The organism is Pseudoalteromonas sp. NJ631, assembly GCF_000276645.1.
In the GTDB taxonomy this organism is placed as follows: Bacteria; Pseudomonadota; Gammaproteobacteria; order Enterobacterales; family Alteromonadaceae; genus Pseudoalteromonas; species Pseudoalteromonas piscicida.
The window spans coordinates 57,930-71,820 of sequence record NZ_AKXJ01000012.1 but is presented as its reverse complement, the minus strand read 5'-3'; the positions used below and the strand labels follow the sequence as shown (position 1 = coordinate 71,820).

The 13,891-nt window shown below is 41.9% G+C and carries 11 protein-coding genes; 4 read left to right on the top strand and 7 right to left on the bottom strand.

Annotated elements, in window-relative coordinates; translation table 11 throughout:
* Positions 1–84: 84 nt before the first annotated feature.
* On the bottom strand, positions 85–1,062 hold the full coding sequence (locus tag A587_RS0117715) for a hypothetical protein (protein WP_017218667.1): 978 nt from the start codon (positions 1,060–1,062) through the stop codon (positions 85–87).
* 69 nt (positions 1,063–1,131) lie between these two features.
* On the bottom strand, positions 1,132–1,719 hold the full coding sequence (locus A587_RS0117710) for a dienelactone hydrolase family protein (protein ID WP_017218666.1): 588 nt from the start codon (positions 1,717–1,719) through the stop codon (positions 1,132–1,134).
* 283 nt (positions 1,720–2,002) lie between these two features.
* Here A587_RS0117710 and A587_RS0117705 point away from each other — a divergent pair, with 283 nt between their 5' ends.
* Entirely contained in the window at positions 2,003–2,833 is an 831-nt protein-coding gene (locus tag A587_RS0117705; protein ID WP_017218665.1) for a TIGR02285 family protein, read from the top strand.
* A gap of 94 nt (positions 2,834–2,927) precedes the next feature.
* Here the strand turns inward: A587_RS0117705 and A587_RS0117700 are convergent, their stop codons facing one another.
* The 4 genes from A587_RS0117700 to A587_RS0117685 all read right to left on the bottom strand — a co-directional run bounded on the left by A587_RS0117700 (position 2,928) and on the right by A587_RS0117685 (position 7,184).
* The gene (locus tag A587_RS0117700; protein WP_017218664.1) at positions 2,928–3,500 is read right to left on the bottom strand and encodes a YceI family protein; all 573 of its coding nucleotides are present in this window, start codon (positions 3,498–3,500) and stop codon (positions 2,928–2,930) included.
* Between the two features lie 3 nt (positions 3,501–3,503).
* Entirely contained in the window at positions 3,504–4,079 is a 576-nt protein-coding gene (locus A587_RS0117695) for a cytochrome b (RefSeq protein WP_017218663.1), read from the bottom strand.
* A 153-nt stretch (positions 4,080–4,232) separates the two neighbouring features.
* On the bottom strand, positions 4,233–5,615 hold the full coding sequence (gene ccoG / locus A587_RS0117690) for a cytochrome c oxidase accessory protein CcoG (protein WP_017218662.1): 1,383 nt from the start codon (positions 5,613–5,615) through the stop codon (positions 4,233–4,235).
* A gap of 141 nt (positions 5,616–5,756) precedes the next feature.
* Entirely contained in the window at positions 5,757–7,184 is a 1,428-nt protein-coding gene (locus A587_RS0117685) for a sigma-54 interaction domain-containing protein (RefSeq protein ID WP_017218661.1), read from the bottom strand.
* 154 nt (positions 7,185–7,338) lie between these two features.
* On the opposite strand from A587_RS0117685, the gene rsmF reads away from it, so the two are divergent.
* Positions 7,339–8,778 carry a 16S rRNA (cytosine(1407)-C(5))-methyltransferase RsmF gene (gene rsmF, locus A587_RS0117680; protein ID WP_026001043.1) on the top strand — a complete coding sequence of 480 codons (1,440 nt, stop codon included), beginning with the start codon at positions 7,339–7,341 and terminating at the stop codon, positions 8,776–8,778.
* Positions 8,779–9,039: 261 nt separating this feature from the next.
* On the opposite strand, the gene A587_RS0117675 is transcribed toward rsmF, so the two are convergent.
* The gene (locus tag A587_RS0117675; RefSeq protein WP_026001042.1) at positions 9,040–9,288 is read right to left on the bottom strand and encodes a YkgJ family cysteine cluster protein; all 249 of its coding nucleotides are present in this window, start codon (positions 9,286–9,288) and stop codon (positions 9,040–9,042) included.
* Positions 9,289–9,524: 236 nt separating this feature from the next.
* Between A587_RS0117675 and A587_RS0117670 the strand changes: the two genes are divergently transcribed.
* Complete coding sequence (locus tag A587_RS0117670) at positions 9,525–10,700, top strand: efflux RND transporter periplasmic adaptor subunit (protein ID WP_017218658.1); 1,176 nt, start codon at positions 9,525–9,527, stop codon at positions 10,698–10,700.
* Between the two features lie 5 nt (positions 10,701–10,705).
* Positions 10,706–13,876: an efflux RND transporter permease subunit gene (locus A587_RS0117665; RefSeq protein ID WP_017218657.1), complete on the top strand. Its 3,171-nt coding sequence runs from the start codon at positions 10,706–10,708 to the stop codon at positions 13,874–13,876.
* Positions 13,877–13,891: the final 15 nt, after the last annotated feature.

Below are 13,891 nucleotides of genomic sequence, written 5' to 3'. Positions count from 1 at the left end.
CAACACCTAAAGCCACATAGGAAGACAACTAAACATGCAAATATCGCTTTAGTAAAAATCGTGTTTCTTTATGCCACAAATACACTAACGATGGAGATTAGCCATACTCTGAGCACTGGAAACAATTTCTTCCACACCTGCCTGATCGAAGTCCATTTTCACAAAGTAAGGTAGTTTGACCTCGCTTTTGCCTAATGGAATGCCAAACATTTTATCGAGTGGAAACGCATCTATTCGTTGTAGATTCAGGCTTAAGTCATCTTTGATAAAACCAATTTTGTGGATTTTCTTCACCTCAGAAGGGGAATGTACCACTGCCGAATATACAGACTTCTCGGCATAGCCATCTGGGAACTGCTTAAATAATATTTGATCCATTTGTGGGTGGGTAAAACCCGATAAGAACTGCTTAAGAAATTGGCTATCGACGTTTAAATCAGACACTGAATCTTTGAAAAGCTCAGCAATTTCTTCACCCACTTCCAACACTTCTTTTAGCCATGACTCCCCGTCATCCTCAGGTTCAATGGATAACAATTCATGCCATGCCATTTTGACGTTGGGATCAAATTCCTTAAAGGTCTCCAGAGAGAGGGAAAAGCTCAGTGGGTCGCCAAAGTTATCAGGCATTTCGTAGCGACATAAATATTTGTTGTAGCCCCATATTTCTCGACCATTTATCAGCGCGTTAATGTTGTTGACAGAGATAAACGCAGGATACCAATACAGATGCTCTGCTTTTAACGTTTCGAGATTGACTTGCAGAATTGGTAACCAGACAATGACATCGGTTTCTTGCATATATCCATAATTACTAAATGGCGGCACTTTTGATGCGATATTTTCAATATCCGTAAAGGTCAATAAGCACCAATCCGTTAAAGCCCTGAATACAAATTCACTACTAGAAACCGAATTCAGCGTTTTATCAACATAGGCTTGGATTGTTGATTTCTTTCCTTTGACAAAGAAGCCATACATTTGTGCATTTAGCATTCTACATGGAGGTTTGGCGATCGGATTACTATAAAAATGTTGATAATCAGGCAACTCGGGATACATCTTTCACTCCTTAAAGTATGATAAGTTAGTGTTTAGTGTAGTTCGCTCAAGCCGCTTTTGCGTATGTTGTTACGAAAACTCCGCCTCTCGTTGCACAACCTCGATATAGTTGCGTGCCTCTCGCTGGCAAAAATACTGATAATGCGAGTATGCGTACTCATCATAGTTACCCGAGAGCTTGTTCATAAAACCGTGTAAATATCGCGTTCGGATACAATCCAGCCCTTTTTTATCTTTTAACTGTTCTATAACGGGCTCAACGTCAAAATGAGATTCAACTTGAGCAAAGAAGATAGACACATCGCAACTAGGCTTAATATTTAGATGGTTACGTATCTGGCTGGGATAAAATGCGATAAGCTGCTCAACAGAGTGAGATGCACCTTGTTCAGACAATGCAATCCACGCTGCAGCTCCGCCAGCACTAAAGCCAATAATAAGTTTTGGTTTGTATTCAGAAATCGCTGCTGATACTTTGTCAGCATATAAACGATGACCACACTGCGCCAAAAACAGCTCATAACAATCCGACTCAGAGACACTGTTTGGTTCTTCTATAAATGGTGAAAGCACCTGCACGCCACTTCCAAGTGATTTAGCAAAACGATCAATATGATCCGTATAACCGAAAATATCGGTAACGATTAATATAGCCATCGGTTTTCCTTATTAATAATTTATAGTTATTGGCTTGTATGACTTTCCTTGCCATACGGCCTTATCTACTTATATTGGATTAACGCGCTGCAATCAAACTCTATATTCAATCGCTTGACAAAGCTTTAACTAGCACGTTTTTACCCAAAACTAAAACCTCTTTTAAAGCTAGCATACCGCCAACCTCTGTAAACATTAAATACAAATTAAATAAACATTAATTTAATCATCAATATCGCAAACAATGCTAAGCTTATTGTAAGTTCAGCAAGAGTGACCCAATTTGATCAAAATCATCTTACTCCTCTTCATTGCCTTTCAATCCAGTTTCGTATTTGCAAAACAAATAACTTGGATTGCGATAGACTTCGCGCCTTATTATATCCTTTCTGATGATTTGGAGGGACAAGGACGGGACGAGTTATTGATAAAACTCATCCAACAACAGATGCCCGACTACACCTTCAATTATAAAGTGTTCCCTGCATCGAGGGCGATACATGAGCTCTCTAATTTCAACAACCAATATTGTATGATCTCCCTCTATAAAACACCCGAGCGGCAAAGACATATCGCTTTTAGTGATGAGTATTCCACCATTGGATTGTCAACCTCTGCCGCACTAAGGAAAGATGTCGCACAGTCGCTTGGCATTACCAACAGCGCAATTGATTTGGAAAAGCTCGTAACTGAGCACGGGCTAACCGTAGGTGTGGCGGCAAACCGGTCGTTTGGTCATGAAATTGATGCGTTATTGGCGAGTTTGCCTACCAAGCAAGTGCTTGTAAGACCAGGAAGAGATACATTAGAGAGTTTGACTATCATGCTGCTCAAAAAAAGAGTCGACGTGATACTCGGATACCCAAGCGAACACCACTACCACAAATTGCATGTTGATAAGCAAGATGAATTGACACAAGTCAGATTGAGTATCGCCTCGCAAATAACTGCTGGATATGCAGGCTGTAATAACAATGCGATTGGTAAGGAACAGATCGCTGCAATTAGCGAAGCGTTAAAACAAGCCCATAAAAACGAGCAGTTTAGACTGGCTATGTCTCGTTGGTTACCAGAGCAATTTCAGCCACAGCTAGCTAGTATTTTTAAAAACTAACTTTCTGAAACTGATATTGCGTTTTAAAAGTGGACTCCACCTAGAATATAAAGCGCAGCACCACGTATGTAGAAACACGTGGTGCTAGTAGAGATTACTTACGAATACCTTCCAAGTGCAAACCGATGGTAACGTGCGTTGATGCCGGACCTAGATCATAATCAATGTCATAATCAGCAAGTTTTAACTGGGTTTCGCCTTCAAAGCCAACTCGGTATCCACCCCAAGGATCTTTACCTTCGCCCACTTTTTGAATATCAAACTCGATATTTTTTGTTACCCCATTGAGTGTAAAGCTTCCTTTTACCTTCGCATTTGTATCATCGCTAAAAGTAATCGAGTTACTCTTAAAAGTCGCCTTAGGATTTGCTTTAACGTTTAAGAAATCATTACCGCGCAAATGCTTATCACGCTCTGCATGGTTCGAATCAACAGAAGCAGTATCGATCACTACATTGATTTTTGATGCATTTGGATTTTTTGCATCATAGCTGAAGTCGCCTTCGAAGCTATTAAATCGACCATGCAACCAGCTGTATCCTAAATGTTTAATTTTAAAGTTTACAAAGGCATGTGCACCTTTAGTATCAATTACATAATCCGCGGCATTTACTCCGGCCGATAAGGTCATAGCCGCCATGCTTAATGCAATGATTGTTTTTTTCATGTTTTAATCCTCAACTTTTGTGGCGTTTGGTACCTTGAGCATGCGAACTAAGGTACGATCTCTATTAATAAAGTGGTGTTTTAGCGCTCCCACAATGTGTAGCGCTACTAATCCAATGAGCCCCCAAGCAATGTAAAAATGCACAGTGCCTGCAATATCACTTTGTTCTTCAAACAGCTCTCCAATACCCGGAACAGAAAACCAGTTAAATACCTCGATTGCTCTGCCATCCGAGGTAGAGATTAAGTAACCTGTGACAAACAGCCCAAACAAGCCAAGATACAAAACGATGTGAACGACATGCGCTATTATGTTTTGCAATTTATCCACGGGAGTTGCTTCGCTTTCGGGTCTCACTTTAGGGTTAGTGAACTTCCAAATCAGCCTAAGTACTATCAAAGCTGCTAGCAGTATCCCGATGCTTTTGTGAATGTGTAAGCCGTCACGGTAGAAAGGATCGTAATAACTGAGTTCAACCATGTACAACCCAAGACCAAACATGCCAAATACCACAAGCGCACTGAGCCAATGAAAGATGATGGCTAACAAACCATAGTTTTGTGATGTATTTTTAAACATAATATTCAGCTAATAAAACTCATTCTCAATAAGAGTAAGCTTATACGCTAAAAGTTCAGAGAGAAAGCCATAAATTTAGCGTCAGATTGTGCATATATGCACACAAAAAAGGCGCTTCATAATACAAGCGCCTTGAGTCGGGGGGAGTGTAAACTAATTTTTATAGAAGTAGCTGTCCTTGGTGATGCTAATCTTGGCATCTTGCTGCGACTCTATCGTGAATTGGATTGGAGTCCGTTTACCTTTTAGCTCATAGCCATCAGCGGTGACCGTTACAGGGATTAATGCCATGTCACCACCAGCAATATGCGTTGTCATTGGGGCTGTTAATTTCGCATCTGGTAGCCCCTTTAAGCTCACGGTGTAAGTTAAATCATACTGTGTTTTGTTTATGACACTTAAGGTGTATGGGTTCTCGACTAATCCCTCATAATTAACACGATAAAGCGCATTACGGTCGCGAATGACAGAAGCTTCTATTGGTGTACGATTAAATGCCCAAATCACCATAGTGACTACTATCAATACAGTGATAGCACCATAACCCACTATTTTTAACCTAAATGGATTCGACTTTTTACCCGCTTGTTGATGCTCACTTTGATACTTAATCAAATCTGGCTGATACCCGAATTTATTCATCGTTTCGTTACACGCATCGATACATAAACCACAGTTAATGCATTCGTATTGCAAGCCATTACGAATATCAATACCAGCAGGGCAAACTTCAACACATAAATTACAGTCTACACAGTCGCCGAGTCCCAGCTGTTTTGGGTCTTCTTTGCGTTTACGACGACCCCTATTTTCACCTCGTTCACTATCATAGGTGACGACTAACGTATCTTTGTCAAACATAACCGATTGGAAACGAGAATATGGACACGCCACAGTACACATTTTTTCTCGTAGAAAGCCTGCGTTTCCATAGGTACAAAGTGCGAACAAAAATACCCAGAAGGAAGTAAGGCCTGTCCACTCAAGCGTAAACATGTCTAGATACAGCTCTTTTGCAGGTATAAAATAGGCCATAAATGAAGTGGCAGTAAACACCGAAATTATCAACCAAATAGCGTGTTTGGCCGTTTTCTTAGCGACTTTTTTGCTATCCCAGTTTGATTTATCCAACTTTATTCTTTGGTTGCGAGTCCCCTCCACTCGGTGCTCAACCCAAGTGAACATCAGCATCCAAATTGTTTGTGGGCAAGTATAACCACACCACACGCGACCCAGCCAAGTCGTGACAAAGAATAAAGCAAAGGCACCCACCATAAAAATCCAGGCTAGAATCATAAAGTCTTGAGGGAGAAAGGTGGCACCAAATATCCTAAATTGCTGCTTACCAAAATCAAGCAAGATGGCCTGCTGCTCGTTGTACGGGATCCAAGGAATGAGAACGAAAGTTAACATTAAAAACCAGCCAAGGTTTCTTCTTATTTTTTGGAAAAAACCTTTTTGCTCTCTGACGTAAATAGGCCCTTCTTGTTTATAGGGCTTAATGATCATGTCTTCTTCTTTGATATCAAACTTCATGTTATTTGCTACATTGGTAATACACGAGTTTGATATTGCAACTTTCAGACCAATCTGAAAGTTTATAACGCATTGATTTTTATTGTATTTGTTTTTATGATATTTTCAACATCGCGAAATATCACGGATAGGCGCGAAATATCACGAAAGTTTAGCAATTTTTAGTTTTTTCATTTTCGACCTTAGCGTACTTTCGGGTAGCCCTAACTTATCAGCCGCCCCGTTGCTGCCAGCAATCTTCCAGTTACTTATTTCTAGCACTCTTAATATGTGCTCAGCTTCCGCTTGCGCTAAAGTCAGCTCACCATCTTCAGATTTATGCTGTTCAGTAGCGTTAAGTGCTTGAGATAAATCAAGTAAACGACCTTTAGATAATATCGCTTCGCGCTCCAACACGTTTTGGAGTTCTCGAATATTGCCTGGCCAATCATAACGCTGTAACGCATGAATAGCCTTTTTTGAGATCCCGCGTAGTTGCTTACCCAGCTTTTTGTTGAGCTGCACGATGAGATTGTTGGCCAATACAGGTATATCCTCTATACGCTCTCGTAGTGCAGGCACTCGAATAGGAAAAACGTTTAAACGATAATATAAATCCATTCTAAACCCTCCCTCCTCGACCATTTTCCATAAATCTCTGTTGGTCGCCGCAACTATCCGTATATCTACTTGGATCGACTTACTTCCCCCTACACGTTCAAACTCTCGCTCTTGTAATACACGTAATAACTTGCTTTGCGCTTCTAGCGGTAGCTCGCCAATTTCATCTAAAAATATGGTTCCTTTATCCGCCAACTCAAAACGTCCTTTACGTCTTTCATTCGCTCCAGTAAATGCACCTTTCTCATGTCCAAACAATTCAGATTCGATCAAAGTTGGTGAAAAAGCAGCGCAATTTACTTTAACGAAAGGTTGCGATGAACGCTCACTAAGGCGGTGCAGATTTCTGGCAACAAGCTCTTTACCCGTGCCATTTTCCCCTAAAACCAATACCGTACTGTCGGTCTGGCTAACCAGCTCTAGCTGCGCTAACATGGCCTGAAATATTGCGCTACTGCCCACCAAACCCGAGTCTTGCCAATTTTCATTTAATGTTTCTAGCAGGTAGGCATTTTCATCTTTAAGTTGCTCAGTAAGTACTTGAACTTTATTCAGCGCCTCTCTTAGGGCATTTTCAGTTTTGTGCTGTTGCGACACATCGCGAAATATCGCGACTGCACCGATAATTTGCTGATCTTTGAAAATTGGCGTAGAGGTATATTCCACAGGAAAACAGCTCCCATCTTTCCGCCAGAACACCTCATTGGTTACCTGTCGTGTTTTACCATCAAACATTGTTTTGTAGATGTTACATTCATCAGCAGGATACTCACTCCCATCTGCATGACTATGATGATGGTACTGATGTATTTTTTTCCCCAAAAGCTCATCACTTTGCCACCCAGTCATACGCTCTGCGGCCGGGTTTACAAAAACAGCGTTACCAGAAAGATCAAAACCATAGATCCCCTCTCCAACCGCATTCAATAATAATTTAGGGTCCGCCAAAAAGTGTTTGATAATAGACATAGCAATCCTCGCGATATTTCGCGAAGATTATATAACCATAGCCTTTTACTGTCAGCCATGAGTTTTACTTAATAATCAGCATCGTCACAACAACTATGCATTTTTCACTCACGAAAGTGTAAAATGAGGTAAAGCTTTCAAATTGAGTAACTGCGTGGACAAATCAACTTATATTCCCAGCGCGTTTCTAGACGACATAAAAACCTACTTACCAGACCACCTTAGCATCGAAGACTTTATAGATAAGTGCCAGTCTCCTTTACGCCGAGCAGTCAGAGTCAATACCCTAAAAATGTCTATCACGGAATTCTTAGCCTACTGCGAAAAAAGTGATTGGCAGGCAGAACCGATCCCGTGGTGTGAAGAAGGGTTTTGGATAGCAAGAAGTGAACAAGAGGAAGCTAATCTTGCTATCGGCAACACAGATATTCATTTAAGTGGCTGCATCTATGTCCAAGAAGCAAGTTCCATGTTGCCGCCAACAGCATTGAAATCGACTATCCGCAGTGATGATATTAATTTGGATATGGCGTCAGCACCGGGGTCGAAAACTTCGCAACTCGCAGCTTATATGGATGGACGTGGCGTACTAATCGCTAATGAGCTATCGTCATCTCGACTCAAAGCGCTTGCAGCAAATATGAAACGTATGGGCATACGAAATGTTGCGTTGTCTCACTTTGACGGCTGTATCTTTGGCGATTATATGCATGAATGTTTTGATAACATCTTGCTTGATGCGCCATGCTCTGGAGAAGGCACTGTTAGAAAGGACCCAAACGCCCTTAAAAACTGGTCAATTGAGTCTAATGTTGAAATTGCACAAGTGCAGAAGCAACTGATAGACAGCGCATTTCAAGCCTTAAAGCCAGGTGGCACCTTAGTGTATTCAACTTGCACATTAACACCCTTGGAGAATCAGCAAGTATGCCAACACCTCATTGATAATTATCCTCAAGCAGTAGCAGTCGAAAACCTGTCGACCTTATTTGAGGGTGCTGAAAAAGCAACAACGTCCGAAGGATACTTGCATGTGTGGCCTCAGCTATATGATAGCGAAGGGTTTTTCATTGCTCGATTTAAGAAGTTACACTCTGTTGCCGTTAAAAATCCAAAGCAGAAAAAAGGCGCTTTCCCTTTTGAGGAACTAGACAAGAAAACCACTCAACTATTGTTATCCGTACTAAAAAAACAGTTTGGTATTACCCAACTTGACGGTAAGTTGATGCAGCGCGATAAAGAGGTGTGGTTATTTCCTGACAACTTTGAAGCAATCCAAGATAAGATCAAATATTCTCGCATAGGGATTTTAATCGGTACTACCCATAAAAACGGGGTAAGATTAGAGCATGAGTTTGCCACTACTTTCGGTCACTTAGCGTCTAAAAACACTTTAGCACTAACAAAAGAGCAAGCAAAAGATTACTTTAATGGCAAAGATATACGCCTAGATGAAGTTACCAAACTAACGGGAGAGGTGATCCTCACGCTATGTGGCAGTGCCATCGGGTTAGGAAAATGGCAAAAGAATAAAGTTAAAAACAGTTTGCCTCGGGATTTAATTAAAGACGGCCTGTTGATAACTTGGGTATAACCTGAATATACCCTTTTGATATTTTTAAGACCAATTATGAATATAAAGAACAACTCTTTGTTTTATATAAACTTAATAAATCATTCATTTATTTGTAAAAAGAATGAAAGGTTAACTAAACTTAACAGTACTTTCTACTTCTCCCTACAGTCTTAGAAGGTGTTTTTAGTTAGCGCACGGCTCAATCTTGAGCCTTTCCCTAGGCCCAGAACTTAGCAGGTAAGTATCTGGGCGTTTTTTTATCAGTTAACCAGAGGCTAGTTAGGTCAACATTTCGAGTTCTGTGATGATCTGCATCGCCGCTTCATTACTCTCACCGCACACATCTTCCATGGCCTTAAATTGCAAACACACCTGTGGGCGCTCTGGCTGGTTAAACAGTTTACACAGATTATTTTCATCTAGTTGAATACACCGCTCCCCCGCAGGTTTACCATTTGGCATACCGGGAATGGGTGTTGAAATACTTGGTGCTATACAACAAGCGCCACAACCAAGCCTACAATCCATTCTGTTTCTCGCAATTTTGACAATAAGTGGTGCATTTTATCGAAAAATCGACTACACGTAAAAGCATCAATCGCTTTTAAGAATGTAACGATAAATTTAGGTACGCAAAGCTTTGTTACATATTCAGTCTGGATTTAAACACCTCGACATAACTATTCGCGTATTCTTAAGCTTATCGATGACCTAGAGCCGTTAATCTGGGTCATTAAAAATCATTCAACAGGAAGGATTTTAACGTGGCTAGTAAAAAACAAATAATTCTACCAATTGCCGTTCTTGCGGCGGGAATTGCAGCGGCTGTTGCCATGTCTGCAATGAAACAACCTCCAGAAGAGAAGAAAGAAGAAATAGTACATCCTCTCGTACAGGTTCAACCTATTCATATTGACCAAGTTAGGCTTGACGTATCGTCATACGGTATCGTGATGCCAAAATACAGTACTGATCTTGTTGCTCAGGTCAGTGGTCAAGTCATTTCATTGTCAGACAAGTTTGTCAAAGGTGGCTTTGTCAAAGAAGGTGACGTACTTGCTCGCATCGACCCGAATGACTATGAAGCGTCGCTGATTGAAGCCGAAGCGGCTTTAGCACAAGCCAGCTCAGCGCTAGAAATAGAACAAGCTCAGGTACAAGTAGCAAAAGCAGAATGGCAAAGAATTAAAGCAAATGCTAACGAAAAAATACCTTCTGAACTCTATTTGAGAAAACCTCAGCTCGCTGAAAAGTTAGCAAGCTTTAAAGCTGCGCAGGCTGCAGTGAAAAGAGCGAACCGAAATTTAGAGCGTACTTATATCAAAGCGCCTTACGATGCGATTATAGAATCTCGTAGCGTAAGCCTTGGTAGTGTAGTCAATCCCGGTAATGGCTTTGGTAAACTCAATGCGACATCTGTTGCGGAAGTACGCCTCCCTGTTGCCGATAATGAATTGAAATACTTACCGCAACAAGGTGTTGGCACCGATGTCGTGATCACAGCAGAAGTCGCTGGTCAACCGATGAGTTGGAAAGGTGAAATAGTCCGCAGTGAAGGCGTTATCGATAACAAAAGTCGTATGACCTACCTTGTTGCTCAAGTCGAACAGCCTTATCACAACAACGTAAAACCACTACGTTTTGGCGCTTATATCAATGCTGATATTCAAGGTTTGTTAGTGCAAAATGCCACTATGCTTCCTCATCACTTAGTGAAAGAAGGTCGTGTTGCAACATTGGATGATGATAACAAGCTGAGCTACAAAAAGGTCAATATTATTAGAGAGTACAATGGCATGGTCGTCGTTGATAACGGCGTTGAGTCAGGCCAACAGATCATTACTTCAGCGCTGGACTACCCTTCTGAAGGGATGCAACTACGTACAGACGATACTCCTTCGCAAAGTGCTAACACCCAATTGGCGCTCAAAGAGGAGTAAGGTTTATGCAGAGTCAAAGCACAGAAAAAGGCTTAATTGCTTGGTTTGCACGTAACCCAGTCGCAGCAAACTTATTGATGATATTTATTATTGTGGGCGGCTTGCTTACCGCGTTTTCGATCCGCAAGCAAATGTTTCCACAATACGATAGTAACTGGATAAGTGTTCAAGCAGTGTACCCGGGCGCGGCACCTCAAGAGGTCGAGGAAGGGATCACGATTAAGATCGAGGAATCCATGGAAGGTCTCGAAGGGATCAAACGCTTGATCACCTACTCTAATCGCGGTTACTCGCAAACTTGGATAGAAGTAGACGAGCAGTACAACACCAAAGAAGTACTCGACGAAGTCAAGATGCAAGTGGACTCCGTCTCAACTTTCCCATCTGGAATGGAACGCCCTATTGTACGTCACGACAAGGCAACCCAAGAAGTGATGTGGTTGTCGCTCAATGGCGACTTGAGTCCCCATGATCTTAAAGAGCTTGGTAATCGCATTCATGAAGAAATGCTGTCGTTATCTGGCGTTAACCTTGTACGCTTTGATGGTGGCCTGAACTATGAAATCTCTATTGAGATAAGCCCGGATAAAATGCGCGAATACGGCCTAAGTTTTAGGGCAATTTCGGATGCGGTAAAGAGCTTCTCAGCGAACATGTCTGCTGGCCAAATTCGCTCCGAAAATGGCTATATTTCAATGCGAGTTGAAAACCAAGCCTATCGCGGTGACGAGTTTAGAAAACTCCCCTTACTAACACTACCAGACGGCGCACAGGTTAGCTTAGGCGATGTCGCCACCATTAACGATGGCTTTGAAGAAGGACTGCAATACTCTAAATACAATGGTAAGAACTCACTGGTGTATGAAGTTAGCGCGTCAAAAGACCAAGACATCACCAAAGTTGCAGGTATCATTAAGAACTATCTTGAGGCCAAGAAAGGCTCACTACCACAAGGCGTAGAACTTGAACCTTTTATTGACTTGACCTATTACCTCAATGGCCGCCTTAACATGATGCTAGAAAATATGGCGTTAGGTGGCGTATTAGTTATGTTTATGCTCGCCCTATTTTTACGTGTGCGTTTAGCATTTTGGGTAATGATGGGGTTGCCAGTTAGCTTCTTAGGTGCATTTTTAATGATGCCAATGGGCTATTTAGACGTAACGATTAACTTAGCCTCACTGTTTGCCTTTATTTTGGTGCTGGGGATTGTCGTTGATGACGCCATAGTCGTCGGTGAATCCGCCCATGCGGAAATAGAAAAACATGGTCATAGCCTCGATAATGTCGTTCGTGGTGTAAAACGTGTTGCTATCCCAGCCACTTTTGGTGTGCTTACTACTGTTGCTGCTTTCTTGCCGCAAACATTAGCAACTGGCCCAACGGCAGCATTTTCTAAAGCAATTGGTGGCGTAATAATTCTTTGCTTACTATTCTCTTTGGTTGAATCTAAGCTGGTTTTACCTGCGCATTTAGCAGCGATGAAAGACAAACCAAGCAACCCTAAAAATCCGTTCCACCGCCTCAGGAAAAAAATGGATAGCGGCCTTCAATCTTTCATTGAAAACACGTACCGCCCATTCATTGTACGCTGTATTCACTACCGTTATACCGTTATCGTTGGCTTTTTAACCATTTTAATTGTCAGCGCGGGGATGTTTGCTGGTGGCTTAGTGAAGTTTGTTGCTAACCCAAAAATCCCCCATGACTTTCCACGTATCTCGATTGATATGAACTTGTCTTCGTCAGAAAACGCGACGCTTGAGTCAATTCAAAAAGTCGAGCAAATGGTACTAAATGTCGACAAAGAAATTGAGGCTGAGTATGGCAAGAAAATGATCCGTGATTACATGGTGAATATGAACGGCCGCACTAGCGCAAATATCATGGTGATCTTGGTTGAACCAGATGCGCGCCCAATCGATACCTTTGCACTCAGCGCCCGCTGGCGTGATGCAATGCCTGCACTACCAGGTGTTAAATCGCTAAACATTCAAGATAGCATCATGAATGGTGGTCGTGATGACGGAGATATTAGCTTTAGATTAGAAGGTAAACACAAAGAAGAGCTCCGCGAAGTCGCACAGAAACTAAAAGACAAGCTAGCAACTATTGAAGGTGTTGGTGATATCAACGACTCTATGCAATCAGCAACCGATGAAGTGCAGCTTGAGCTTAAACCATTAGCGTACAGCCTTGGACTGACGTTGGCAGATGTTGCATCCCAAGTAAACTTCAGTTATTACGGCCTTGAAGCACAGCGTATTTTACGTGATGGTGAAGAGATCAAAGTAATGATCCGTTACCCTAAAGAACACCGTGATGCCATTAGTGACATTCAGGATGTGCGTATCTTAACGCCTCAAGGCGCAGAAGTGCCGTTGGTAGAAGTGGCTGATGTGAAATTGGTTGATGGTGTTAACCGAATTCGCCGCGAAAATGCCAAACGCACTATTAATGTTTGGGCATCAGTTGATACAGAAATCGCACAACCATTTGAGATAGCAAAACAGGTTCGTGACGAATACCTTCCTAGTCTATTAAAGAACTATCCTGGCGTTCAAAGTGCAGTAGCGGGTCGCGTACAAGAAGAAATGGACAGTGTTGCGGAGCAAATTCGTGACTTTGCCCTGTCATTAATGATTATCTTCGCACTACTGGCAATTCCACTACGTTCTTATTCTCAGCCTGTCATCATTATGTCTGTGATCCCATTTGGTGTGGTTGGCGCGGTATTCGGTCATATGATATTAGGAATGACAATGAGTAGTTTGTCTTTCTTCGGTATTATTGCGGTGGCTGGGGTTGTGGTGAACGACTCTTTGGTTATGGTTGATTTTGTCAATAAAGCACGCGAAGAAGGCATAGATTTAAAAGCCGCAGCCGTCGAGGCGGGATGTAAACGCTTTAGAGCAATCTTGCTCACTTCGTTGACCACCTTTATCGGACTTGTACCAATCATTATGGAAACGAGCCTACAAGCTAAAATTGTTATTCCAATGGCAGTATCGCTTGCATTTGGTGTGTTGTTTGCCACGGTGATCACCCTTGTACTTATCCCTTGTCAATATGTGGCACTTGAAGATGTTAAACGCGTTGGTCGCAAATGGTTTAAAGGGAGAGACTCGGCTGATAGCCAACAAACAACACCGGAGCTAAATTCTAATACTCACTAAGTAACAAATTACTAG